This window comes from Streptomyces nigra (assembly GCF_003074055.1).
Lineage (GTDB): Bacteria > Actinomycetota > Actinomycetes > Streptomycetales > Streptomycetaceae > Streptomyces > Streptomyces nigra.
The window spans coordinates 7,580,901-7,605,527 of the sequence record NZ_CP029043.1 but is presented as its reverse complement, the minus strand read 5'-3'; the positions used below and the strand labels follow the sequence as shown (position 1 = coordinate 7,605,527).

The 24,627-nt window shown below is 68.5% G+C and carries 19 protein-coding genes and 2 pseudogenes; 5 read left to right on the top strand and 16 right to left on the bottom strand.

Annotated features, from left to right (window positions below; translation table 11 throughout):
• Positions 1-162: 162 nt before the first annotated feature.
• From DC008_RS34950 to DC008_RS36195, 3 genes and pseudogenes are all read right to left on the bottom strand, one after another.
• Positions 163-1,029, bottom strand: coding sequence for a potassium channel family protein (locus DC008_RS34950; RefSeq protein WP_108710456.1), 867 nt, complete (start codon positions 1,027-1,029; stop codon positions 163-165).
• Positions 1,030-1,159: 130 nt separating this feature from the next.
• Positions 1,160-2,413 carry a cation:proton antiporter gene (locus tag DC008_RS34945; RefSeq protein ID WP_108710455.1) on the bottom strand — a complete coding sequence of 418 codons (1,254 nt, stop codon included), beginning with the start codon at positions 2,411-2,413 and terminating at the stop codon, positions 1,160-1,162.
• Positions 2,414-3,272: 859 nt separating this feature from the next.
• Positions 3,273-3,529 (bottom strand): annotated as a pseudogene (locus tag DC008_RS36195) (alanine:cation symporter family protein); the annotation flags it as partial.
• Positions 3,530-3,623: 94 nt separating this feature from the next.
• Here DC008_RS36195 and DC008_RS34935 point away from each other — a divergent pair.
• Together DC008_RS34935 and DC008_RS34930 are read left to right on the top strand one after the other, a co-directional pair.
• Complete coding sequence (locus DC008_RS34935; protein WP_108710454.1) at positions 3,624-4,061, top strand: NfeD family protein; 438 nt, start codon at positions 3,624-3,626, stop codon at positions 4,059-4,061.
• A 29-nt stretch (positions 4,062-4,090) separates the two neighbouring features.
• On the top strand, positions 4,091-5,182 hold the full coding sequence (locus tag DC008_RS34930) for an SPFH domain-containing protein (RefSeq protein WP_108710453.1): 1,092 nt from the start codon (positions 4,091-4,093) through the stop codon (positions 5,180-5,182).
• 179 nt (positions 5,183-5,361) lie between these two features.
• On the opposite strand, the gene nhaA is transcribed toward DC008_RS34930, so the two are convergent.
• Complete coding sequence (gene nhaA, locus DC008_RS34925; protein WP_108710452.1) at positions 5,362-6,657, bottom strand: Na+/H+ antiporter NhaA; 1,296 nt, start codon at positions 6,655-6,657, stop codon at positions 5,362-5,364.
• Positions 6,658-6,909: 252 nt separating this feature from the next.
• Here nhaA and DC008_RS36190 point away from each other — a divergent pair.
• Positions 6,910-7,505 (top strand): annotated as a pseudogene (locus DC008_RS36190) (cation:proton antiporter); the annotation flags it as partial.
• Positions 7,506-7,705: 200 nt separating this feature from the next.
• Here the strand turns inward: DC008_RS36190 and DC008_RS34915 are convergent.
• Positions 7,706-9,238, bottom strand: a complete 1,533-nt coding sequence (locus DC008_RS34915; protein WP_108710451.1) for an alanine/glycine:cation symporter family protein — start codon at positions 9,236-9,238, stop codon at positions 7,706-7,708.
• A 341-nt stretch (positions 9,239-9,579) separates the two neighbouring features.
• The gene (locus DC008_RS36525) at positions 9,580-9,954 is read right to left on the bottom strand and encodes an STAS domain-containing protein (protein WP_425276561.1); all 375 of its coding nucleotides are present in this window, start codon (positions 9,952-9,954) and stop codon (positions 9,580-9,582) included.
• 895 nt (positions 9,955-10,849) lie between these two features.
• On the opposite strand from DC008_RS36525, the gene DC008_RS34910 reads away from it, so the two are divergent.
• Entirely contained in the window at positions 10,850-11,932 is a 1,083-nt protein-coding gene (locus tag DC008_RS34910; RefSeq protein WP_108710450.1) for a glycerophosphodiester phosphodiesterase family protein, read from the top strand.
• A gap of 571 nt (positions 11,933-12,503) precedes the next feature.
• Here the strand turns inward: DC008_RS34910 and DC008_RS34900 are convergent.
• Together DC008_RS34900 and DC008_RS34895 are read right to left on the bottom strand one after the other, a co-directional pair.
• On the bottom strand, positions 12,504-13,985 hold the full coding sequence (locus tag DC008_RS34900) for a SulP family inorganic anion transporter (protein WP_108711012.1): 1,482 nt from the start codon (positions 13,983-13,985) through the stop codon (positions 12,504-12,506).
• 5 nt (positions 13,986-13,990) lie between these two features.
• Complete coding sequence (locus DC008_RS34895; protein ID WP_108710449.1) at positions 13,991-14,569, bottom strand: carbonic anhydrase; 579 nt, start codon at positions 14,567-14,569, stop codon at positions 13,991-13,993.
• A 1,162-nt stretch (positions 14,570-15,731) separates the two neighbouring features.
• Here DC008_RS34895 and DC008_RS34885 point away from each other — a divergent pair.
• On the top strand, positions 15,732-16,502 hold the full coding sequence (locus DC008_RS34885) for a FadR/GntR family transcriptional regulator (protein WP_108710447.1): 771 nt from the start codon (positions 15,732-15,734) through the stop codon (positions 16,500-16,502).
• On the opposite strand, the gene DC008_RS34880 is transcribed toward DC008_RS34885, so the two are convergent.
• The 8 genes from DC008_RS34880 to DC008_RS34845 all read right to left on the bottom strand — a co-directional run bounded on the left by DC008_RS34880 (position 16,487) and on the right by DC008_RS34845 (position 24,526).
• Entirely contained in the window at positions 16,487-17,323 is an 837-nt protein-coding gene (locus tag DC008_RS34880) for an amidohydrolase family protein (RefSeq protein ID WP_208646072.1), read from the bottom strand. The genes DC008_RS34885 and DC008_RS34880 overlap by 16 nt on opposite strands.
• Positions 17,320-17,658: an L-rhamnose mutarotase gene (locus DC008_RS34875; protein ID WP_164492419.1), complete on the bottom strand. Its 339-nt coding sequence runs from the start codon at positions 17,656-17,658 to the stop codon at positions 17,320-17,322. Before DC008_RS34875 ends, DC008_RS34880 begins: the two co-directional genes overlap by 4 nt.
• On the bottom strand, positions 17,655-18,836 hold the full coding sequence (locus DC008_RS34870; protein WP_108710446.1) for a mandelate racemase/muconate lactonizing enzyme family protein: 1,182 nt from the start codon (positions 18,834-18,836) through the stop codon (positions 17,655-17,657). Before DC008_RS34870 ends, DC008_RS34875 begins: the two co-directional genes overlap by 4 nt.
• Positions 18,837-18,867: 31 nt before the next feature.
• Positions 18,868-19,770 (bottom strand): carbohydrate ABC transporter permease, encoded by a 903-nt coding sequence (locus DC008_RS34865; protein ID WP_208646070.1) that lies wholly within the window; start codon positions 19,768-19,770, stop codon positions 18,868-18,870.
• 2 nt (positions 19,771-19,772) lie between these two features.
• Positions 19,773-20,726, bottom strand: a complete 954-nt coding sequence (locus DC008_RS34860; protein ID WP_108710444.1) for a carbohydrate ABC transporter permease — start codon at positions 20,724-20,726, stop codon at positions 19,773-19,775.
• 1 nt (position 20,727) lies between these two features.
• Positions 20,728-22,041, bottom strand: coding sequence for an ABC transporter substrate-binding protein (locus DC008_RS34855; RefSeq protein WP_244221473.1), 1,314 nt, complete (start codon positions 22,039-22,041; stop codon positions 20,728-20,730).
• A 707-nt stretch (positions 22,042-22,748) separates the two neighbouring features.
• Positions 22,749-23,510 (bottom strand): SDR family oxidoreductase, encoded by a 762-nt coding sequence (locus tag DC008_RS34850; protein ID WP_108710442.1) that lies wholly within the window; start codon positions 23,508-23,510, stop codon positions 22,749-22,751.
• Positions 23,507-24,526 carry a zinc-dependent alcohol dehydrogenase gene (locus tag DC008_RS34845; RefSeq protein ID WP_108710441.1) on the bottom strand — a complete coding sequence of 340 codons (1,020 nt, stop codon included), beginning with the start codon at positions 24,524-24,526 and terminating at the stop codon, positions 23,507-23,509. Before DC008_RS34845 ends, DC008_RS34850 begins: the two co-directional genes overlap by 4 nt.
• Positions 24,527-24,627: the final 101 nt, after the last annotated feature.

Here is a 24,627-nt window from a genome sequence, read left to right as displayed (position 1 = left end):
GACGGTCGCTGTCTGTGCCCACCGGCGTCGATGCTCGTCGAGTTCCCGGCCGCACACCCTACCCGTGAGTCGCGCCGGTGAGCATGCCCCCGCGGTGCCGACGCGCAGCCACGTGCCCGGCCCAGGCGTACATACCGGTGGGACGCGGGGAGACCTCCAGGCTCAGCGACTTCCATGATCGTGCGCGTAGGCGGCCAAGACCTGCTGTGCGGTGCCCTGCGTGTGCAGGAAGCGGTCGTCGAGCACGGCGGCGAGGTCGTCGAGTGCAGCGGCGAGTACCGAAGCCGCGAGGCGGACACCCGCGTGTTCTGCCCGCCGCGCCTGCGCGGCCAGGTCGGCGGCGAAGCGGATCGTCCGGGCCAGCGAGGTGTCGCCGGGACCGTCGTGGAAGTAATAGGACTCGGGGTACTGGGCGAGGTCCACGCAGACCCGGGTGATGTCGCATGCGAGTCCGTCCAGCACCGCGGCCCCGGCATCGGATTCCAGCTGCCGCGGCATCAGGCCGGCGCTGCGCAGGTGGCAGATGCGCAGTGCCAGCGTCCGGCGTCGGGCCAGGGCGGGATAGATGCCGAGGACCCAGGAAACGGTTGCGGTCAGCAGCGCGAAGCCCACCAAGGCTTCAAGAGGTGCCACGACGCGCAACCAGCCCTCCTCGGGGGCGATGTCGCCCAGGCCGAGCGTGGCGACGATCACCAGGGAGATGTAGAGGGCGTCCACCGGCCCCGAGTGCTCGGCCGGCTCCAGCGAGCTGGAGAAGGCGAACCCCTCCGGCAAGTGCGGCCAGTACACCAGGGCCCACCCCACACTCACGCCACTGGCCCACATCACCACCACACCGACCATGCCGAGCGGCCCGACCAGCCCCGCCGCCCTGCGTACCGCACGGCCCAGGGGGAGCAGCCGCCACAGCCCCGTCATCACGATCCGGCTCAGACCGCCATGCCGGGTCGGATGCCACAGCGTGTGGAAAACGTCCCTCAGGATGACCAGGACCATGGCGGCACCGATCAGCGAGACCAGCCAGTCCATACGACCTCCTCGTCCGGGCGCAGCTGTACCAGCCTGCCGTGTCGCCCGGCCACCCGGGCCGTCACCACCACCAGCGAGCGCTGCGCCGCGCCCCCGTACTGGCCCACGAGCGGAGTATCAAGCACTCGGGTCAGGCATCATCAGTCGTGTCCCGATGTCCGGCCACCACTGGATCTGTCCTCTGGCTGCTCTCTTCATCGCTGGGGATGCCTACCAGATCCTCCACATCGAACATGCGGGCGATCGGCACGTCCGTGGAGCTGTGCGCGATGATCGAGAACGCGATGCACACCGCGATCAGCGTGTAGGCCTCCTCGGCCTGCGGAATGCCGGACTGCAGCACCAGCAGGCCATAGACCACCGAGGCGAAGCCCTTCGGTCCGAACCAGGCGGCCGTCAGCTTCTCCCGGCGGTTGAAGTGCGTGCCGATCAGGGAGATCAGCATGGATGCAGGCCGGATCAGCACGATCGCCAGCACCACCGCCGCATACCCGCCGAGCGACAGGTCCCCGAAGAGTTGCGGTGTCAGCAGCGCGCCGAACACCAGCAGCGCGGCGAACTTCGCCAGCTCCGCGAGTGCCTCGCCCAGCGGCTCGAAGGCGTCCTTCGCCTCCGGAGAGACCGCGACCAGCACCGCGCCGGCGGAGAAGGCGGCCAGATAGGGGTTGGCGTGCGTGAGGTGACAGGTCGCGTACAGGATGATCCCGGTGGCCAGCGGCAGCAGCGGCTGCAGCTTCGGTTCCGCGCCCAGCAGCCGGAAGCGGACGAGACCGTTGACGAGGAGGGGCAGCAGGACGCCGAAGAGGAGGCCGAGCAGAAGCTCCAGGGCGATCTTCCCCAGCGACGCCTCCGCGGTGCCGGACGTCGGGCCCGCCGCCGCGATCAGGATGAGGACGATCGGCAGGGCGAGGCCGTCGTTGATGCCGCTCTCGACATTCAGCAACTCACGTAGTTTGGCGGGCACTTCCTTGCGGCCCACGATCGCCGAGGCGAACACGGGATCGGTCGGTGCCAGGACCGCGCCGACCAGGAACGAGGTCGTCCAGTCCAAGCCGACCAGAAAGTGCGTGACGAGAGCCATGAACACGAAGGCCAGCGGCATCCCCAGTCCCAGAGCTCGAGCGGGGTTTCGCCAGTTGGCGCGCAGTTTGGAGAACGAGACGTGCTGACCGTCCGTGAACAGCACCGCGAACAGCGTCAGGTCCGCCGTCGTGGCCACGATCCCGCTGTCCGGCGTGATGTGGATCAGGCCCAGGAACCCGTCACTGACCAGGGCTCCGCCGACCAGGAAGAGAAAGGAGGTGGACAGCACCGTGCGGGCGGCGAGCCCGGACAGCAGTACCGCGATCAGCAGTGCCACACCGAAGACAGCGACGAGTACCACGGACAACCCCGATCAGCGACAGAGCACTCCCTTGAATCGCCGACCAGGCTTCCCGGCACACCGCCCATGACCCTACACATTCCTTACGCACCATTGACAGGGCCCTGACGGCAGCCGGAGCCGGGGATTCCTGCCGGGAAGCGGAAACGTGCAGCCCTCGGCCTCCGCGGCAAGCAGCCAACTCCCGTTCGCGGAGAAGTGGTCGTGGAAGAGGTACGGGGGGCGATGGGTATGGACGAGTTCTGACAGCAGTTCCTCCGGGACAGCGAACGAACCATCAGTGAACCCGCCCCCAACGAGCCGTCCGCACAGGAACGGACGGACCTGGCCGAGCGGCTCCGAGCAGGCAACCGTGATGCCTCTCAGCGGCAGGACGGGCAAGGGCAGGTCGCGGCTGTCGGCGAAGTGTATGACCCGGAGGACCCATGGCAGGGGCCTCCGTGGCAGGACATGGATGTCCGAACCAGACGCCGGCTCATCGGCCGAACCCTCGGGCTGGCTACGGCGATCGTCGTAGTCCTGGGAGCGACGTCCCAGCTCTCCAGCGACTCCGGCAACGGTGTCACCAGGCCCGGAGATACGGTCCCGACGCAGTCCGACGATGTCCTGGACCAAGTCCCCACGGGTCCTGCCGCCCCGACCCCGGGAAGACCCGCGTCACCGCTCGTCAGCAAGGAGTAGATCGCTTCCACGGCGGTGCGGTCACAGAACGGGCCCGTGGTCACCAAGGCGCACGGTGTGCGCGGGCCGCCTGATCAGGAGCCAGGCCGCCGAGTGTACGTTCAGTCGGTGGTCTTCACCGGCTCCTGGCGCCGTCGCAGTCCGTGGCCTCACCGGCGTTTCGGGCGAAGACGAACTGCAGGCAGTACCGCAACCAGAGCAGTACCGTCTCGAAGGCGTCGGAGGTGATGATGCAGCCGCCGATGCTCTCGCCGACGCGGGCTTCGCCCAGCTGGCCGGGCTGACGATGACGATGCCGGTGGTCAGCACAGTCATGGTGCAGATGACGACCGTGTCGATGAACGGCTCCAGCAGAGCGAGCAGGCCCTCGCTGACCGAGGGCCCGGTCTTCACCGGGGAGTAGGCGATCGGCGCGGAGCCCAGAGCCTGCTGGTGATGCGATGGAGGGAATGCCGCCGAGAAGCACTTGGTCCGCCCGGCCCTCCGGGCAGTAACTTGGAGGAGAAGGCCCCAGAAGGAGGGCGATGCGATGCCGTGGTTCGTATGGCTGTGTGCCGCCGCGGCGCTGGGCATCGCGGAGTTCTTCACCTTGACCCTGGTCTTCGGCTTGCTGGCCGGTGCCGCGCTGGTCGCCGCGGTGGTCGCCGGTGTGGGCGTCGGCCTTCTCGGCCAGTTGCTGGCCCTGGGCGCGGCGGCAGCAGCGGGCCTCGTCCTCGTCCGTCCCATCGCGCTGCGGCATATGGAGCAGCAACCTCTCACACGCGAGGGCAGCGACGCGCTGATCGGCAAGCGGGCCGAGGTCACGCAAGAGGTCACCGCGACCCGCGGTCTGATCAAGCTCGGCGGCGAAGAGTGGTCCGCCCGCGCCTTCGACGAGAGCCTCGTGATCCCGGTGGGAGCGCTGGTCGACGTCATGGAGATCGAAGGCGCCACGGCCGTCGTCTACCCCCGCGAGCTTCTTCCGTGAACGGCTGAACGCACAGCAACGGAGGCACCGTGGAACCCGTCGTCATCCCCCTCCTCGTCGCGGTCATCGTCGTTGTCTTCCTCGTGGCCTCCACCGTGCGGATCGTCCCGCAGGCGCGCCGCTACAACGTCGAGCGGTTCGGCAGATACCGCCGGACACTGCAACCCGGCCTGAACCTGGTCCTGCCGGTGGCGGACCGCATCAACACCAAGCTCGATGTGCGCGAACAGGTCTATTCGTCCGACCCCAGGCCGGTGATCACCGAGGACAACCTCGTGGTGAACATCGACACCGTGCTCTATTACCAGATCACGGACCCGCGGGCCGCGGCTTACGAGGTCGCCGACTACCTCCAGGCGATCGACCAGCTCACCGTGACCACGCTCCGGAACGTCATCGGCAGCATGGACCTGGAGGAGACGCTCACCTCGCGCGAGGAGATCAACTCCCGGCTCCGCGCCGTCCTCGACGACGCCACCGGCAAGTGGGGCATCCGGGTCAACCGCGTCGAGATCAAGGCCATCGATCCACCGCACACCATCAAGGAGGCGATGGAGAAGCAGATGCGGGCCGAGCGTGACAAGCGGGCGGCCATCCTGCACGCCGAGGGCGAGCGGCAAGCCAAGATCCTCACCGCGGAGGGCACGAAACAGAAGGACATCCTGGAGGCGCAGGGCACGCAGCAGGCCATGATCCTTCGGGCGGACGGTGAGGCAAAGGCGGTGGAGCTGGTCTTCCAAGCCGTCCATCGCAACAACGCCGACCCGAAGATCCTGGCCTACAAGTACCTCGAGACGCTTCCGCACCTGGCGAGCAGCGACAACAACACCTTCTGGGTCATTCCTGGAGAACTGACCGAAGCGGTCAGGACCGTCACCCGGGCGTTCGGTGACCAGTCGGCGGCGCAACCCGAGGAAGCGGCCGGCGCCGGCGCTGACCACACGTCGGGCGAAGGCCGGACTCCGGAGCTTGACGCGGGCCGGACGGCTGCGCTCGACGCCGCCGCGGCTGCTGACGAGGCCGGGAAACAGGCCGCGGCCGCGGTGAACGACGCCAAGGCGGAGGCCGAGGCGGCGAAGTCGCCTCAGATGCCGCGCCGGGGGCAGAAGTCTGGCGGTTGAGACCACCTTCGGTCATCGCGCCGATGTCCGGGGGGCAATCCGACTGGGTGTCGAGCCCAGGGCAGCCGCGCAGCCTGGCTTCGGGCCGCCCTGCCGCATCGCGGCGGCCATGGTGGGCGGACGCAGAACAGCAGTGCCGCCGCTGCGGTGAGCAGGCGAGGGCGCGGGTGGTGGCCGGGTCAGGCGCCGCCCGCTTCGGTGCGCTGGTAGATGTCGGGGATGCCGTCGGCGTCCTCGTCGAGGTTTTCCTCCTCGTACAGACGCCGGTACACAGCGTTCCTGCGGCGCAGGAGCAGGGCGGCCAGCAGGGCGGCGGTGAGCGAGGCGATCAGGACGGCGGCTTTGACGTGTTCGCCGACGGCGGTGCCGGGGAAGGCCAGTTCGCCGATGAGGAGGGCGACCGTGAAGCCGATTCCGGCCAGGGTTGCCAGGGCGAGGACGTCGGCCCAGGCCAGGTCGGGATTGAGCCGCGCGCGGGTGTAGCGGGCGGCGAGGTAGGTTCCGGCGAAGATGCCGAGGATCTTGCCCGCAACCAGCCCGGCGATCACCCCGAGGGGTTCGGGGGTGGTGAAGACCTTGCCCAGTGCGTCGCCGGAGACGCTGACACCGGCGGCGAACAGGGCGAACAGGGGCACGCACAGGCCGGCGGAGAGGGGGTGCAGCAGGTGTCCGGTGCGCTCCGCGGGTGATCGTTCCTCGTCCTTGTCGGGGACGGTGCGCAGGAGAAGGCCCATGGCGACACCGGCGACAGTGGCGTGGATGCCGCCGTTGTACAGCAGTGCCCAGATCGCCACTCCGAGCGGCACGTACCACCACCAGCCCTTCACCCGCTGCCGCTGCAGGACATGGAAGACGGCCAGCCCGGCAAGCGCCCCCGCCAGCGCCCCGTAGTTGAGGTCCGCGGTGAAGAAGAGGGCGATGATCAGGATCGCGCCGAGGTCGTCGACCACCGCAAGCGTCAGCAGGAAGGCCCGCAGGGCGGTCGGCAGGTGGGTGGAGATGACCGCCAGAACGGCCAGGGCGAAGGCGATGTCGGTGGCCATCGGCACCGCCCACCCGTCCATGCTGCCGCCGCCGACTGTGACCGTGAGGGCGTAAAAGGCGGCGGGTACGGCCATGCCGCACACGGCGGCGATGATTGGCAGCGCCGCCGTCGCCGGGGTGCGCAGCGAGCCAACGACCAGTTCCCGCTTCAGTTCGATCCCGGCGACCAGGAAGAAGACGGTCAGCAGTCCGTCGGAGGTCCAGTGGCCGACGGAGAGGTCCAGTCCCAGGGCGGGTATTCCGAAGTGGAAGTCACGGATGGTGGTGTACGCGCCGCTGAGCGGTGTGTTCGCCCAGATCAGCGCGACCACCGCGGCGGCCAGCAGGACGAGACCACCCACCGTTTCGGTGCGCAGGGCCCGGGCCACTGCCTGCCGTTCGGGCCAGGGGAGGAGACCGAGGAACGGGGTACGGGGCGGGGTGGCGGCCAAGGCGGCAGACCTCCGGTGGTGTCGGCGAAACGGGCACACGGCCCTACGGACGCCGACCAGACTTCCCGGCACACCCCGCGTCCTTCTTGACGCGTTCTTTACACCCTAACCGCACTGGCCGGTCTGGCCCACCCCACCTCTGGGGGCTGCGAACGGGCAGGCAGCGGGCTCGATGACGTACTCGGGCGAGGCACCGGTGCGGACGGGGTAGACACACCGCCTGGGAGTGATCGCGTCGGGCAGGACGTCGCAGTGACGCCTTCGGACGTTGTCTACGCCTGCCTGGGCATGGGGGCGCTGGGGACGCTGGGGGCGGCTGTGCTGCCCCGGGTGGTGTCCAAACGGCCGTTGTCCCTGCCCATGGTCTTCCTCGCGGCGGGTGTTCTCATCGAGTTGCTGCCGGTGGGCGTACCGGCCGTGGATCCCGTTCGTGACCGGCTTTGGGTCGAGCACACCACTTAGGTGTGCGTGATCGTGTCGCTGATGGGCGCGGGGCTCGCCATCGACCGGCCCTTCGGATGGCGCCGGTGGTCCACTGCGTGGCGCTTGCCGGGCATCACGATGCCGCTGACGGTGGCTGTCGTCGCCCTGCCGGCCTGGGGGCTGCTCGACTGGCCGCCCGATGCCGCTCCGCTGCTGGGGCCGCGCCAGTGCCGACGGATCCCGTGCCGGCTGGTGAGGTGCGCGTGGGCGAGCCACTCGGGGCCGAGCGCGACGAGGACGAGGTGCGGTTCTCCCCGACCAGTGAGGCCCGGCTCAACGACGGACTCGCCTTCCCGTTCGTCTACGCGGCCATCGCCCCGGCCACCGCGGCCGGGACGGGGTGGTCGGCGGCCTGGAACGGGAGCTGTGGGCGATCGTGGCCCTCGCCGTGGTGCTCTCGGTGGTGCTGCGCGGGGCCATGGCGAGCTCTGCCATCGGTCATCTGGACCGGCGGCGACAGCAAAGAGCTCGGCGGCCGGTCGTAGGCGGCAGGCGTACGGGCCCGTACCCACCAAGGCGCGAGGTGAGTACGGGCCCGTACAGGAGCCGGGCCGCCGGGGGGCGGTCAGACGGTGGTCTTCACCGACTCCTCGTCTTCGTCGTCGCTGATCTCACCGGCCTTGCGGGCGCGGACGAACTCCAGGAAGGAGCCGAGCTCGCGCTTGACGATCGGGGCGAGCAGGTACAGGCCGATGATGTTGAAGACGGACAGCAGGAAGAGCGCGGAGTCGGCGAGGCTGATGAGGGAGTCGAGGGACATCAGGGCGCCCAGGACCACGAAAAGACTCCAGACGGCCTTGAAGACGGTCTCGCTGGCCTTGCTCTTGCCGAACAGGTACGACCATGCCTTGAGGCCGTAGTAGCCCCAGGTCAGGATGGTGGAGAAGGCGAACAGCAGCACCGCGATCGTGAGCACGGCCGGGAACCAGGGCAGTACGGTCTCGAAGGCGTCGGAGGTGATGGTGACGCCGCCGATGCTCTCACCCTCGCGGGCCTCGCCCCAGCTGGCCGGGTTGGCGATGACGATGGTCAGCGCGGTCATGGTGCAGATGACGACCGTGTCGATGAACGGCTCCAGCAGGGCGACCAGACCCTCGCTCGCGGGGTGCTTGGTCTTGACCGCGGAGTGGGCGATCGGGGCGGAGCCGAGACCGGCCTCGTTGGAGAACGCGGCCCGCTGGAAACCGATGATCAGGGCACCGATCACACCGCCCACGACGCCGTCGGCCTCGAAGGCGCCCTGCAGGATGGTCTGGAAGGCGTCCGGCACCGCGGTGACGTTGAACAGGATGACGATCAGGCAGGCCACGATGTAGATGCCGGCCATCGCGGGCACCAGCCGACTGGTGACCGAGGCGATGGAGCGGATGCCGCCGAGCAGCACGAGACCGACCAGCGCGGAGACGACCAGACCGAAGAGGACGGCACCGGCGGAGGAGGCCAGGAAGCCGTCCTCGCCGCCGAAGGTCGAGGAGATCTGCGCGTAGCTCTGGTTGGTCTGGAACAGGTTGCCGCCGAACAGGCCGAAGAAGAGGATCATGATCGAGGCGAGGACGGCGAGCACCTTGCCGAGCTTGGCGCCGTTGCTGCCGAATCGTTCCTTGAGGCCCTTGGGCAGGTAGTGCATCGGGCCGCCGGAGACGGTGCCGTCGGCGTGCACCTCGCGGTACTTCACACCGAGGGTGACCTCGACGAACTTGGTGGCCATGCCGAGCAGACCGCACAGGACCATCCAGAACGTGGCGCCGGGGCCGCCCCAGGATACGGCGACGGCCACACCGGCGATGTTGCCGAGGCCGACCGTGCCGGAGACGGCGGCGGTCAGCGCCTGGAAGTGGTTGACCTCACCGGCCGACCCCTTCTCGTCGTACTTCCCTCGCACCACGTCGACGGCGAGTCTGAACTTTCGGAACTGGACGAGCCCGAACCAGCCGCTGAAGACGAGACCCGCGAGCACGAGCCAGGCCACGATCAGGGGAAGGTCGGTGCCGCCTACGGGCACCGTGTAGAAGACGACTTCCCCGATCCATGTGGCTATGGGCTCGAAGAATCCGCTGACTGCTTCGTCGACGGACGTGGTGATGGAGTCGAGTGACACTATGGCTACCTCGGTGGCGCGGGGACCGGCGCAGAAACCTGCGCCGCGGGGAGAGCGGTCTTTGACGAACGCCGTTGTCCGATCGGCGGCCTGAGATGACGTGTCCGCGGACTCGGAACGTCATGGCCCTGGCCTGCGTCGGCGCGTGCGCCGACGCCCCGCATAGCAGCGCGGGGTCGTGCCGCCTACGGATTTGCGAAGTTCTACCACGACATTTACTAGATCTTTAGTGACCCGGATCACACTTCGGGCCGCGTCAGCTAAAAGGCCAGGTGGCGAGATCGGACCGTTATGCGGATACGGAAGTCCGTTCATCGGACACGCATCTCGATGTGAGCGAGTCACGGCGGTGCGGTCGGCGCGCTCCGGTCACCGGTCATCCGTGGTCTGGGCGGACAGGGCGCGAGAGAAGCCGATCTGATGCATGACTGATCGTGCCCGTGCGTTCGTGTGCGCGTGACGATCAGCTTCGTGCCATGCGCTCTCGCAGCGTGAAGGGCCGTGAATAGCGTCTCGCACCCGTCCGGGCTGAGGTACTCCACACCAGCCAGGTCGACTTCCAGGACGCCGGGCCCCGCCTTGATCAGCCGAACCAGGCGCTGCCCTGTCGCTTCGGCTTTGCCGGCGTCCAAAGTGCCGCACAGTCTGACGACGCGGTGATCGGGGGCGCTTCGGACCCCGGTCCAGCCGCTACGACGCAAGCGGAAGAATCGCACTCAGAACTCCGGGCGGCAGACAACGATCGCCGACCGGACTTCCCGGCACCCCTGAATCGGGCATATCGAGGCCCCTGCCCGTGCGTCTGCCCTGAGTAGGCCAGCAGAACCGCAACGGTGCGATGACTCGGCGGAGAAGCGGTCAGCCGAGATGTCAGGAGTCTGCCTGCCCTGTCCGATCTCCTTGACGATCGAGGTGCAAAGGTCGCTAGGGTGACGATGGTTGGATCACGATTGTCTTGACGTGCAGTCCGGTGATGGCACGTCACTTGCACGGGGGAAGCTGTGAGTTCTGACGCAGATGGCGTACACACCATGCCGGCGCCCGCTGCCGGTGCCTGCTCAACAAGCGCGACTGGCCCGACCTGGAGGTCAGGGAGGTCTACCGCGGGCAGGAGCCGACCGGGGACATCGACCACATCGACGCCTCCAACACGCGCGTGGGCCTCGGCAGCGTCCTGGAAGCCAACCGGCGAAGAGGCGGGCCCCCGCACACGGCCTGCCAGGCGCGCATCATGCGCGACACCGTAGAGCTGATGGACACCGCTCCGGGCCACGAGGAGATCAAGCCCAACCTGCGTCAACCGCTGGCGAACTGCCTCGCTGACACACAACGACACCCACGAGATCCTCTCGGGAGTCCAGGGCTCGTACACCCACGAGGCGTATTACGTCTGCCGCACCCATCCATCGTGTATCTGCTACGGCTCGGCCAGTTAGCGGACGGCGCCCCGGGCCGCACCGCCGGCCTGCCTGCTCACGGCCGGCGCGGGAAGACCATCGTTCGGCGCCCGTTCACCACCACCTCATCCGCCGGCCCCGCGGGTGCCGCGCCCCGGGGTTTGCCTGTCGCGTGTCCCGTCGGAGTCCATACACCAAATGAACGAGGCACCCCATGTCCCTGCGGCACACCGTCGCCGGCCTGGCCTTCCTGCCCCTGCTCGCTCTCCCGACGACAGCGCAGGCGGCCACGCACCCACACCCCACCCCGTCCCACGAGTCACCCCACCAGGGCGCCTTCGACCTGCAGGCCCACCGCGGCGGCCTGGGGCTGACCACGGAGGAGTCCCTGGAGGGCTTCGGCAAGGCGCTTCGGCTGGGCGTCAGCACCCTGGAGCTGGACACCCAGATCACCAGGGACCAGAAGGTCGTCGTCAACCATGACCGTCAGATCAGCGCGCAGAAGTGCAAGGACACCGCGCCGCTGACGCCGGGCGATCCGCAGTTCCCGTACGTCGGCAAGTACATCAAGGATCTGACGCTCGCTCAGATTCGCACCATGGACTGCGGGTTCCAGCAGCTTCCCGGCTATCCGGAGCAGGAGCAGATCAAGGGCTTTCGCATGATCGAGCTCAAGGACGTCCTCGATCTCGTCAAGCGGTACAAGGCCAAGCAGGTCAAGCTGAACATCGAGACCAAGGTCGAGGCCGGCGCACCCGAACAGACCGCCCCGCGCGAGGTGTTCGTCCGGCGGGTGTACGAGGAGATCCACCGCTCCGGCATCGAGAAGCAGGTCACGATCCAGTCGTTCGACTGGGGCGCGCTCAAGGCCATGCACAAGCTCGCCCCGAAGTACCCCCTCGTCGCCCTGACCAACTACGACTTTCTTCAGGTCGGCAAGCCCGGCGCCTCGCCCTGGCTCGGCGGCATCGATGCCGACGACTACGACGGTGACTTCGTCAAGGCCGCCGCGACCGTACCCGGCGTGACGGCGCTCTCCCCGAACTACGGGTTCCCGCAGAACGGCACCGTCGCCGACCCGGGCTTCCGCTTCTACCCCGACCGGAAGATGGTCGCCGACGCGCACCGGCGCGGGCTGAAGGTCGTGCCGTGGACGTGCGACGACCCGGCGACCATCGAGGCGCTGATGGACATGGGGATCGACGGCATCATCACCGACTACCCGAACCGGGTGCGGGACATCATGGAGGACCGGGGCATGCGGCTGCCCAGGGCCTATCCCGCTCCGCGCCACTGAGGGCCCGCCGCAGCCGGTCGGCACCCGGTCCTGGAACGCCGACCGGCTGCGGAGTCGCACCTCAGATGCCGCCCTCCGGCTCTCCGCACACGTTCGCCTGCCGACGGCCCGCACCTGTACGCTGACCTGCCTTTTGGCTGAGGCGGGGAGAGGGGCGGCGTGATGGGCATCGATGGGCGAGGGGCGTTGCGGCGGCTGTGGTCGTGATCGTCGCGAGTACGTTCACGTCGTAATCGGGGGCGCGGCGGAGAGCCGTCCCGCCGAGTCGCGCGACAGTGGTCCCACGTCACCGCAACCGCAGCCCAAGGCGTCCGCCTCGCCCTCGCCGGAGTCGCAGCGCTGTCCGGGCCGACGCCCACCGGTACGAGTAGCCGTGGGGCGTGGTGTTCGACGAGTTGGGTCAGGCGTTGAGTCAGCTCATTGGTCTGCGGAAGCGGCCGCCACGGCCACCGTCACCGGTGCCTGGAACATTCCAGTGCCGTCAACCAGGGGTCCGTACGTCTGCTGCTGCAGCCCTATGCCCGGTTCCCGGTCCGGGGCCACGGCCGGCCCCGGACCGGCAGGCGCTGCACTACGGGGCCGCGACCTTCACCAGCTCCGGTGCCGTGACCCGCACGGGTTCCGTGCCGGCCGCGCTGTGTCGCTCGGCCCAGTTCTCGAGGGCCGTGCGGCAGGCGTGGTCCAGGTGGTGCAGACCGGAGAGGTCCAGCTCCACGGGACGGTCCTGGGGCAGCGACTCCAGGCTGTCGAGGATCTTCGGCAGCCTGAGGAAGGTCGCGTTGCCCGACAGGTGCGCATGGATCGGGCCCGCGCCCTTGTCGACGATCTCCAGCCTGAGGTGCGATGCCTCCCAGGCGGTCTTGACCACCGACAGGGCCAGACCGATCAGCACACCCTCGAACATGTTCACGGCGACGATCGAGACGGCGGTGGCCACCAGGATCAGCGCCTCGCCGCGGTGGCCGCGCCACAGCGACACCATCTCCCGGAAGGGGATCAGCCTGAAGCCCGCGTGAACCAGGATGCCGGCGAGCGCCGGCAGCGGGATCAGCGCCAGCGTCGAGGGCAGCAGGGCCGCGAACAGCAGCAGCCACACGCCGTGCATCACCCGGGACGCCTTGGTCCTCGCGCCTGCCTGGACATTGGCGGAACTGCGCACGATGACAGCGGTCATGGGCAGCGCGCCGAGCGCGCCGCACACGGTGTTGCCCACGCCCTGCGCCATCAGCTCCTTGTCGTACTCGGTGCGCGGACCGTCGTGCAGCCGGTCCACGGCCGCGGCGCTGAACAGGCTCTCGGCGGAGGCGATCAGGGTGAAGGCGATGATCGTTCCGAAGAGGGCGGGGTCGGCGAGTTCGCCGAAGGCGTCCATGCCGGGCGGCTGGATCGAGGCCGGCAGGCCGTTCACCTCGACGGTGGCGACGGAGAGGCCGAAGACCTGGGTGACCAGGGTGGCGAGCAGGACCGCGGCGAGCGCGCCGGGCACGGTCCGCGCCTTGCTCGGCAGCTTCTTCCACAGCACGAGCACCGCGACGGTGCCCGCGCCGACGGCGAGCGAGGTGAGGGCCGTGGTACTGCCGAGCGCGTCGACGACGGCGCCGGGGAGCCCGAGGATCTTGTCGGGTCCGGAGGCGGGGGCCTCCAGGCCGGCCGCCGAGTACAGCTGGCCCGCGATGATCACCAGGCCGATTCCGGCCAGCATCCCCTCGACGACCGAGACGGATATCGCGCGGAACCAGCGCCCCAGTTTCAGGGCGCCCATGACGAGCTGGATCAGTCCGGCGGCCAGCACGATGACGCCGAGCGCGGGCAGCCCGAACTCGTTCACCGCCTCGAAGACGAGGACGGTCAGACCGGCCGCGGGTCCGGAGACCTGGAGGCTGCTGCCCCGCATCAGACCTGTGACGATGCCGCCGACGATACCGGTGACGAGGCCGAGTTCGGCCGGGACGCCGGAGGCGACGGCCACTCCCACGCAGAGCGGGAGCGCGACCAGGAAGACGACCAGGGAGGCGGCGAAGTCCTGCCGCAGGTGAGGGTATTTGGTCAGCATGGCGATCACAGACCCTCGAACGCGTCGGTCTCGGTGCGGTGGACGCGCACGGCGCCCGTGTGCACCTCGTAGTACCAGGCGTGCAGGGTCAGTTGTTCATCGGCCAGCTTCTTGTCGATGAACGGGTAGGACCGCAGGCGCAGCACCTGGGCCAGGACGTGGTTCTGCACGCCCTCGGCCACTTCCGGGTCCTCGGTCGTGCCGGACGGGCGCGGGGTGGCGTGGTTGAGCCAGTCGCGCACGGCCGGGACGGCGTCCAGGTCCTCGCCGCGCACCAGCGCGCCGACGGCACCGCAGTGCGAGTGCCCGCAGACCACGATGTCGCGGACGCCCAGCACCTCAACTGCGTACTCGATGGTGGCAGCCTCGCTGGTCGGGTGCTGCGAGGCGTAGGGGGGAACGATGTTGCCAGCGGTGCGCAGCTCGAAGAGCTCGCCCGGGCGGGCGCCCGTGATCAGGGCCGGTACGACCCGGGAGTCCGAGCAGGTGATGAACAGAACCTGGGGGGACTGGCCTTCGGCCAGCTTGGCGAACTCCTCAGGGCGCTGTCCGAACATACGGGCGTTGTCGATGAGGGGCTGCATCTGTGGTGACTCCTCCTGGCGCGCCGTGGGGGCGCGTCGGGCTTACCTGGCGCGCCGATGAGCGCGTCGGTTGACATTGCAGGTGGGGGAACAGCGGTGGGGCACGCTCTGCTGTCAGCAGCGGAACACTTGAAAAGCCGTAAGGGCGGGAGCTGTCGAAGGTCTCGACAGGGGGAACTCGCCTGGTGTCATCCGCTCGGAGGCGGCCGTCGACTCCCCGGCCGACGGGGGACGTCCGGGCCCCTGGGGGGCGAAGTCGAGGGCGCGGTGCCGGTCGCGGGTGCGCAGGGGGCCGGTCGGGTCCCCTGCATGGTCACAGTGGCGTCTACCGGCGGCCTCGGCGCGCGAGACCTTGCCGGAGAGCTTGGCTGCACTCTGATCTTTGGCCTCAGCCTGACGGCCAGTATGCGCGGTTGCGAATTCCCCGGAGGATGCGAAGACAGGGAGGGCGAAAAGGACGGCAGCGACGACCGCAACCACGGTCCATGTCGTCGCACCTCGGAACATGCAGCCCCCTCTCGACAGTTCACACCTCTACTCCAGACCAACCATTGGTCAACGACTGGTCAAGAAACAGCCTAGCCCGGCAAAGTTGTTTGCTGGGTTAACTTAACGTTTCCGGCTGAAGAGAGGCTGAAGCCCGAGGGATCGCTGACGTGAACTGGCCCTTGACGTCCGAGGCTTCGACGTGTTGGAACTAGCTGCTCCCCGCACCCGCGCGGAAAAGCCGACCAGGAGGGGTTCTGCGGGCGCCGGCGACTTCGTCCACCGCCCACCTCGCAAAAATCGTGCAGCCTGGACGGCACGCTCCAGGGCCAAGGGGAACGAACCTGGTCCTGCCGTGCACGGAGTCACCGCTCATTCTCACCCGGCACTCGCCACGACGTCGGCCACGAAGAGCGGGAGGCAGTCCGTAGGCAGCGGAGGACACGGACAGGGAGGGCAACCGGGCCGGCACAACGACGGCTCCCTCAACACGCAACCACGACCTTGCCATGGTGCCGGGCCGTCTTGTGCCACCTGAGGCAGGCTGCCGGGACGACCGCGCGTCGACGCACCTCACAGAGGAGCACCCGTCCGCCTGCCTGCGGACGGGCGTCCTCCGGCCTCGGGACAGGCGGATGCCTGCTTCGCTGCGTGGCTGAACGGTAAGGTCATACGTATGCCTACCGAGTCGCACTCCACAACCCGCCTCTTCCCGCGACGCCTGCCCGCCGGCCGCCTGGGGGTTGCGGTCGTATCCGAGCTCGTCGACCTCATCGTGACGGGCCAGTTGCGGGAGGGCGAGTTGCTGCCCCCCGAGGGGCCGCTGAGCGAGCACTTCGGCGTGAGTCGCACGGTCCTGCGTGAATCGGTGAAGCGGCTGGAGGAGAAGGGTCTGGTGATCGTCTCTCAGGGTCGCGGGACTCAGGTGCGGGCACCCGGCTACTGGAACATGCTCGATCCGGTGGTGCTGTCCGCGTTGATCGACAACGACGAGACGCTCGGCGTCCTTGACGAACTGACCGTCGTGCGGGCCAGCCTCGAGTCGGCGATGGCCGGTGCCGTCGCGGGATCTCGCAGCGCAGACGGGCTGAGGAGGCTGGAGAACGCGCTGACCACGATGCGTGAGAGCGCGTCCGAGACGGATTCCTTCCGGCAAGCGGACGTGGTGTTCCACTACGCCCTCATGGAGATCTCCGGCAACCGGCTGGCGGAGAACATCGCCAAACACCTGTACAAGCGCGCCGTGGAGTCCAGCCGCTACCAGGGGATCGATCCTCCTGACGCGTTCGAGCTGACGCTGAAGGAACACGCCGCGATCGTCGACGCCATCTCACGGCAGGACGTCGCCGCGGCCCAGAAGGCGATGCATGATCACATCCACATCTCGTGGGAGCGCCGTCGGCTGTCCGACCACGCGCCTCGGGCGGGCGGTCAGAAGAGCGAGTAGACGTCCGCGGCGTTGCCGCCGAACACCCGCGTCCGTTCCGCTGCGGAGAGCCCGCCGAGCAGGGCCTCCACAGCGGACTTCCAGGACACCGCTCCCCCACCGAGCTCGACCAACGGCCAGTCGGAGCCGTACAGAAGACGCTCAGGGCCGAAGGATTCCAGGGCTACGGTCACCGAGGCCGCGAGGTCGGCCGCACGCCATGACCCGGGAGCAAGGCCCGAGGTGAGTCCCGAGACCTTCGCGACGACGTTCGGTCGCCGTGCGAGGTCCCGCAGCCGCGACGCCCACCCGCTCCTGTCCTGTCCGGGTTCGGGCGGGCCGCCCAGATGATCCAGTACGAGACGGAGTCCGCTGTGCCGCGTGGCCAGGTGGATCGCCTGAGGAAGCTGCCACTCGCGCACGACGAGGTCGAAGCAGAGGTTCTCACGCTCGAGAACGGCGAGACCCGCGCCGACGTCCTCGCGCGTCAACCACTGCGGGTCCGGGTCGATGTGTGCCAGATGCCGCACCCCGACGACGGGCACGGAGGTGTTCTCGCGGATCCGGTCGAGTTGGGGTCCCACCTCCGCCGCGAGGTCGACCCACGCCACGAGACCGGCGACGACCGGTGAGGCCAGCCCGGCGAGCCGGATGCTCTCTTCGAGGCTGTTGCTCGACTGCACGACCACCGCACGGTCGAGTCCGGTCGAAGCCAGCATCGCGCTCAGGTCGGAGGCGTCGAAGTCACGGGCGATCGGCGCCATGGTCTCCGCGTCGATCCAGTCCTGCGGGTCCAGGGAGCGGTCCCACAGGTGCACATGGGCGTCGACACCGGCACTCATGCGAGGTGCCAGACTTCGTCGATGGGCTGCCACAGCGCCCCGGGGACGCGCTCCTCGGCGACTCTCACCTGACACGGGTCGGTGTGCGTCCACCATTCCCGCGTCGCCGGGTCCTCGGCGATCCGGCGCATGTCCGCCTCGTGGTCCTCTCCCACGTACTCGTAATAGGCGAAGAGGATGTCTCCGAAGATGAAGATGCTGTAATTGCGCACGTTGCACCCGGTGAGCGTGCGCTCGACACTCGGCCACACGGCGCGGTGCAGCGCCAGGTACTCCTCGCGCTTCTCGGGGCGCACACCCACCACCAGGGCCCTGCGCTCAGGTCGAAGGGTCACGACGGCCTCCCTCCGCGGTGGGACGGGGCGTCCGTCCGGTCCGGCTCGGCCACCAGCCGCAGGGCGGCGCGTTCGGGCCGGATGTGCGGTCCGGTCGCCGCGGGCTGGGAGGCGGTAGCGCCGGCCGGTGCCATCGAGGACTCGTCGACCACGATGCCGATCCCTGGGCGGTCGCCCAGGACGATCCCTCCGTCTTCGATCTGCTGGTCGACGTCAAGGCCGATCGGAAAGCGAAGATCCTGGACTTCGTAGGTCAGGAGGTTCGGCACGGCGGCGGCCGCGTGCGCCACCGGGTTCGCGTTGTACGCGACGGGGCTCACCGGCAGGTCGTGGGCGTGGGCCAGTGTCGCCACACGGAGGAAGTGGGTGATGCCCCACACGTTGCCGATCTGGACGACGTCGACCGCGTTGGCGTCCAGCAGGGGGCGATACTGCTCCAGCCCCGTCAGGTTCTCGCCACTCGCGATCGCCGCGCGCACCTTTCCTCGCAACGCGGCCATTCCGGCGGCGTCCCACCGGCGTAGCGGTTCCTCCACCCAGGTGAGGTCCATGCGTTCCTCGATGGCGGCGACGTACCGGGTGGCCTGCGCGTGGTTCCACGACTCGTTGGCGTCGAACATGAGCGCCGGTCGGCGCGAGTTACGGCTGAGAACGTCGCGCATGATCTCCAGTCGAGGCAGATCGCGGTCGAGGTCGCGGCCTCCCTTGAGCTTGCCGGCCTTGAAGCCGCGCTCCGCGAACCGGCCGTAGAGTTCCGCGAGTTGTTCGTCGGTCAGACCGTATTCGAGTCCGGAGGCGTATCCGGGGACGAAGCGCGAGCGGGCACCTAGGGTCCGCCACAGCGGCTCCTCGGCGGCCTTGGCCTTGATGTCCCAGAGGGCCATGTCGACGGCCCCGATGGTGCCGAACGTTGCCCCCGAGTGACCTGCTTTGAACACCCAGGCGAGCATCCGGTCGTAGAGCGCCACGACCGACCGCGGGTCGTCTCCCTCGATCGCGGGGAAGACACGCGCGATGTCGGCATGGGACCCGAGGCCGACCCCCTCGATCCCGGTGTCGGTCTCGATGATGAGGACGGGGACCGGCGTCGCATGGCCGGCCTGGACACCGTTGACGTCCCCGGTGATCCTCCCCCAGTCATGGACGGTGCTCAGACTGCGGTACCCAGTGATCTTCATCGGCCGTGGTTCTCCTCGCATACGCTGGTGGTCATTCCTTGGTTCCTCCGGCTGTCATGCCCGCGACCAGGAATCGCTGGGAGAACAGGAAGACGATCAGGACGGGCAGGATCGACACGATCGTCCCCAGCGCCAAGGTGGGCAGTTGGACGGAGTCGGATCCCGCGGAGCTGGGGTTGAAGGCCGGGGTGGCGGCCAGGAGCGAGGTGAGCCCGACCTGGATCGGGTAGCCGTCGCTGGAGGGGAGCATCACGAACGGGAGGAAGAAGTTGTTCCAGTTCTGCACGAAGCTGAAGAACGCCACCAGCGCGACGATGGGGGCGGCCAGCGGCAGGGCGACGCGGGTGAAGACCTGGAAGCCGGTGCAGCCGTCGATGCGGGCGGCGGCGAGGATGTCCCGGGGGATGCTCGTCGAGAAGTAGATATAGGTGAGGTAGACGCCGAACGGGAAGAACGACATGGGCAGGATCACCGACAGCGGGCTGCCGATGAGACCGACACTGTTCAGTTCGAGGAAGATGGGCAGCACCAGGGCGGTGCTCGGGATCAGCATGACGACGAGTGTCAGCACGAGCAGCGCCTGCCGGAGCTTGAACTCCGTGAGGGCGAGTGCGTAGCCGGCTGGGATGCTGACCAGGAGCGTGATCACCAGAGCCCCGATCGCGTACAGCGCGGAGTTCCCGATCCACGTCGTCACCGCGCCGTCCTGGAAGTCGAACAGCTGGTGCCAGTTCGCGGCGAAGGCCGACCAGGACCCGGGAGAGAACGGGTGGTCGACGACGAGCGCTTTCGAAGACTTCGTGACGGCCAGAAGCAGCCAGACGATCGGGACGGCGAAGAACAGAATGAAGACGACGAGCAGGACGCCGATGATGGAGCGCCCGCTCCAACCGCTCAGACTCGACCGACGCCGTTCGGTGGAGAGTGCTGCCATGGTCATTCCTTCTCGAACAGGCCGCCACGGGTCACGAACACCCAGGACAGCAGAAGTGCGACGACCAGCAAGATCAACGAGATCGCGGCCGCGCCGTTGAAGTCGTTCTGCTGGAACGCGTACTGATAGGCCAGTTGGTTGAGCGAGTAGTCGTTGGGCACCACCGCGTTGCTCGCCTGGCTGAGCAGCTGTGGTTCGACGAACAGCTGGGTGCCGGCCGCGAGCGACATGACGCCCATGTACGCGACCCACTTGCGCAGCATCGGAAGCTGGATGCGCAACGCGATCTGAACGGCGTTGGCTCCGTCGATGCGGGCGGCCTCGATCACCTCGGTGCTGATGTTGTTGAGGGCGCCGTACATGATGATGATCCACCCGCCGGCCCCGGTCCAGAACGCGATGATGGCGAAGATGGCCGGAAGATGGCCCGGTTGGATCACCTGCACGAAGCTGTCGAGTCCCATCGCACCGAGCAGACCGCTGACCGGGCTCGCGGTCGGGTCGAGGACGAAGAGCCACAACAGGACGCTGGAGGCCCCCGCCAGCGCGCCGGGCAGGTAGTAGACGAAGCGAAGGGTCGTGCTCACCCATCGGACGCCGACGGCATGGACCATCAACGCCAGGCCGACGACGAAGAAGACCAGAGCGAGGAGCCAGATGACGAGATAGATGGTCACGTGCAGCACAGCCGGCCAGAACCGGAAGTCGTCGATGACCTTGGTGAAGTTCTCCAACCCCGCGAATCCACCGTCGGCGTCGGTGAAGGCCAGCTGCACCGCGTAGAGCGAGGGAACGATCCCGAAGGCGATCGTGAGCAACGCGTAGGGCGTGACGAAGAGATAGCCGATCGGACTGCGGGCGACGGCGCGACGGGCCGGACTGCCGACGCCCCGGCGCGACCGCCGGCCCTCCGAGGCGTCGGTGGTCGCACGGTCACTCGATGGAGCGAGGGTCATCTCACTTCACCACGTATCCGTTGACCTTGGCCTGGTTCTCGATCGCCGTCTGCCACGTCGGGAGCAGGTCCACGATCGACTTGCCGCCGGTGATGCCCGGGGTGATCGTCTTCGCCCAGATCGCCTCCTGGCTGAACGTGGGGTAGCCCCAGCCACCCCAGACCCGGGACGCGGCGGTGACCACCGGCTGCAGCGAGGTGGCGTAGTACTTGCTCGCCTCCTGCTTGGCGATCCACTTCTCGGCGGCGGGGGCGTACGCCGGGTAACCCGGTGCGGCGTCGACCTGATACTCGTCGGCGGTGGTGACGAACCGGACGAACTTCTGGGCAGCCTTCAGGTTCTTCGAATGGCTGGAGACGAACCAGGTTCCGCCGCCCACGTTCCCGGTCACGGCCTCGTTCTCGCCCTTCCATGTCAACGGCGCGGCGACGCCGAGCTGTCCGGCCGGAACGTCGAGCGACTCAGGGTTGTGGAATATCGCACCGGCGTACCACGCCGGCCCGGGCATCATCAGCACCTTGCCGGAGTACTTCTTCAAGAACTCAGGGGTGAACACGCTGACCACCGGCACGGTCCCCTTGTCGCGGAGCGTGTCCAGCATCGATGCCGCACGCTTGCATTCGGCCGAAGCGGTGTTCACGGTGACGGACTTGGGGCCGGTCACGTCGTTGGCCTGGCACTTGCTCGCCCACATGTAGACCTCGGGCGTCCAGGCGTCGCCGGCGGTCCCGACGATGTAGCCGGGGTGCTCCTCGGCGACCTTCTCACCGAGCGCCTGGTACTCCTCCCACGTGGTCGGGAGGGCGTAGCCGAACTTCTCCAGCAGGGGCTTGTTGTACCAGAGCACCGCCTGGGCGAGGTCGTTGCGCAGGCAGTACACGCGGCCGTCCACCGTGCAGGGGTCGAGCGAGCCCTCGGTGAAATCGCCGAGCGTCTCCTTCGGCACCAGGCCCTTGTCGAGCACGGCCGCGAACGCCTGCTTGCCACCGCTCTTCTGACTGGCCCACGCGGCGTCGTTGTTCTGACTGGAGAAGACGACATCCGGCCAGCCACTCCCGGCGCGATCGAAGAGCTGCATCTTCGTCCGGAAGGAGTTGGACCCGTTGGCCGACCCGTCATAGGTGACGACCTTGATCTTCGTGTCGGGGTTCGCCGCCTGGAACGCCTTCGCGGCGGCCTGTCGGTCCGCGTCCACCCAGACGGTGATCGTCGAGGATGTCTCCTGCTCGGCCTCGGGAAAGCCGTACTTCCCGTTCGCCGCGCTTCCTCCGCTGCCGCAACCAGCTAGGGCGAGGAGGGCCGTTGCCGCGCCCATCACGGCGACGGTCGACGCTCTGCAGCGTGAACGCGCCCCGGTGTGGATTCCGACCATGAGATGTCCCTTGTCCTGTCGACTTCGTTGACGACTCCGCGCCGAGGACTGTAGAGCATACGTATTATGTTTGTCACGAGCCTGGTACGTCTTCTGCGAGGTTCTGTGGTCGGCGCGGCCCGGTGATCGCCATCGGCTGAGGGCAGGAGGGCAGTTGCCTTTCGGTGACCAAAAGCGGCTGAAGGCGACGCAGGGCCGCTGAAGCCGACCCACGATCAGGAAGCGCCCAACTCCGGCCCGCCCGCGCGAGGTCGAGCCGCTCATGACCGACGGGGAGTGAGCCGTGGCCGTTCGCCGTCGACGGTGCCGGCCGGTCACAGGGCAGAGGGAGCGGCCGCTCGCCGTGGGCGGCGCCCGTCGGTCAGCCGGCAGGGGTGAGTGGGCGCACACGGTCGTTCAGGCCGGCACCACTCCTCCACGGGCGGAGCGCCGCTCTTTCGGGGACGGATGACTCCCGCACGTCCGCGGCACCGACTGCGGGAGGCGCGCCCGCCGGTGCGGCAGCCACGGCCCGGACACGGCCACGGCCGTGGCTGCCGGACGAAGGCGGCAACGGTCCGCCTCGCACTGCGTGGGCGCCGACGTCCGCCACGGCCCGCAGGCCGACGGCCCCTCGGCCCAGGGGGACCGCACTCCCCTGGTTCAGTGCCTCATCGGCCGAGCCAGCCACCGTCGACCGGCAGGATCGCGCCGGAGACGTAGCGCGCGGCATCCGACGCCAGGAAGACGGCGGCACCGGCGATGTCCTCCGCCGTCCCCCACCGCCCTGCCGGGATCCGCTCGAGGATCGCACGGGACCGCTCCGGATCGTCCTGAAGCGCCTGGGTGTTGTCGGTCGCGATGTAACCCGGGGCGATGCCGTTGACGGTCACACCGCGCCCCGCCCACTCGTTCGACAGCGCCCGTACCAGTCCCGCCACGCCGGACTTGGCGGCCGCATAGCCCGGCACGTTGATCCCGCCCTGGAACGAGAGCAGGGAGGCGGTGAAGACGATCCGCCCGTGCTGCGCCTCCAGCATCCGCCGCCCCAGGGCCTGGCTGAGTACGAAGGTGCTCATGAGATCGACTTCGAGCACTTCGTCGAACCATTCCAGGGGATGCTCGGCCGCGGGAGCACGGCGGATGGTCCCGGCGTTGTTGATCAGGATGTCCACCGGGCGCTCGCCTGCCGCGAGTTCCTCTGCGAAGCGGGTCACCTGACGCCGGTCCGCGAAGTCGACACGGTGCCCGGTGAACTCACGGCCGAGCCGGCGCACCCGGTCGCCGATCGCCGATGAGGCCGGATCGAGGGTGGCGGAGACTCCCACGATGTCGGCGCCCGCGGCGGCGAGAGCCTCGGCGACGGCGAACCCGATTCCGCGCTTGGCCCCCGTCACGACGGCCAGGCGCCCGGTCAGGTCGTACGGGTTCATGACGCGCCCACCTCGACGAGCAGCTTCATCGCCCGCCCGGTCTCGAGGAGGCCGAAGGCCGATTCGACCTCTCTCAGGGGCACGACGCCCGTGATGAGCCGGTCGGCCGGGACGACTCCCTCGGTCAAGAGCTCGATGGCGCGCTCGAAGTCGTGGCGCTGGTAGACCCGGGCACCGAGCAACGTCAGTTCCCGCCAGAACACGCGGTGCAGGTCGATCGGCCGGGGTTGCGCGTGGATGGCCACCACCACGAGCGTGCCGCGGACCTTCGCCAGGCTGGTGGCGCCGAGCACGGCGGCGGCCGAACCGGAGACTTCGAACACGATGTCCGCTCCGGCGCCGTCCGTCCACTCCTCCACCCAGGCGACCTGGTCGACCGACGACGCGTCCAGCGTCGTCAGTCCCATCTTCTCGGCGGCGGCCCGCCGGGTCGCGTCCACCTCGGCGACCACGACCTCGGCGCCGAACGCAGCGGCGACGAACGCGATCAGCACGCCGATCGGGCCCGCACCGATGACGACCGCCTTGTCGCCTGCGGCGAGCCCGGAGCGTCGTACGTCGTGAACGGCCACCGCCAAGGGCTCCACCAGCGCGGCATCACGCAGCGAGATGTCCGAGGGCAGCCGTACGAGTGTCGACACCGGCACGTTCCAGTACTCCTGAAGGGCTCCCGGGCTGTCGATGCCGATGAAGTCCAGGTTCTGGCAGACGTGCTCGTTCCCCGCACGGCAGGCCGGGCAGGTGCCGTCCCAGGCCAGTGGCATGACGGTCACCGCATCGCCCACCGCCCAGCCCTCCACGCCGGCGCCGAGGGCGACGATCGTGCCCGACATCTCGTGTCCGATCGGCGCCGGCCTGCTGACCCGAGCGTCCATGTCCCCGTGGAACACGTGAAGGTCCGTGCCGCAGATTCCGACGTAGGCAACGGCTATGCGCACCTCCCCCGGGCTCGGCTCGACCGGTTCCCGCTCCTCGATCGTCATTCTTCGGGCGCCCGCATAGCTCGCCGCCAACATACCGATCGACTCCCTCCCGCCACGTCGCAGGCCGCGCCGGCCCACGGAGGTGACGCACCCTAACATGAAACATCATACGTATGCTGTCATGGTAGAACTCG

Bases quoted from the DNA above. Each gene is read 5' to 3' on its own strand.
- DC008_RS34860 (WP_108710444.1), bottom strand. From the start codon at position 20,726: ATGACCCTCGCTCCATCGAGTGACCGTGCGACCACCGACGCCTCGGAG.
- DC008_RS34910 (WP_108710450.1), top strand. From the start codon at position 10,850: ATGTCCCTGCGGCACACCGTCGCCGGCCTGGCCTTCCTGCCCCTGCTC.
- DC008_RS34935 (WP_108710454.1), top strand. From the start codon at position 3,624: ATGCCGTGGTTCGTATGGCTGTGTGCCGCCGCGGCGCTGGGCATCGCG.
- DC008_RS34885 (WP_108710447.1), top strand. From the start codon at position 15,732: ATGCCTACCGAGTCGCACTCCACAACCCGCCTCTTCCCGCGACGCCTG.
- DC008_RS34865 (WP_208646070.1), bottom strand. From the start codon at position 19,770: ATGGCAGCACTCTCCACCGAACGGCGTCGGTCGAGTCTGAGCGGTTGG.
- DC008_RS34950 (WP_108710456.1), bottom strand. From the start codon at position 1,029: ATGGACTGGCTGGTCTCGCTGATCGGTGCCGCCATGGTCCTGGTCATC.
- DC008_RS34845 (WP_108710441.1), bottom strand. From the start codon at position 24,526: ATGTTGGCGGCGAGCTATGCGGGCGCCCGAAGAATGACGATCGAGGAG.
- DC008_RS34855 (WP_244221473.1), bottom strand. From the start codon at position 22,041: ATGGGCGCGGCAACGGCCCTCCTCGCCCTAGCTGGTTGCGGCAGCGGA.
- DC008_RS34870 (WP_108710446.1), bottom strand. From the start codon at position 18,836: ATGAAGATCACTGGGTACCGCAGTCTGAGCACCGTCCATGACTGGGGG.
- DC008_RS34900 (WP_108711012.1), bottom strand. From the start codon at position 13,985: ATGCTGACCAAATACCCTCACCTGCGGCAGGACTTCGCCGCCTCCCTG.
- DC008_RS34880 (WP_208646072.1), bottom strand. From the start codon at position 17,323: ATGAGTGCCGGTGTCGACGCCCATGTGCACCTGTGGGACCGCTCCCTG.
- DC008_RS34850 (WP_108710442.1), bottom strand. From the start codon at position 23,510: ATGAACCCGTACGACCTGACCGGGCGCCTGGCCGTCGTGACGGGGGCC.
- DC008_RS34895 (WP_108710449.1), bottom strand. From the start codon at position 14,569: ATGCAGCCCCTCATCGACAACGCCCGTATGTTCGGACAGCGCCCTGAG.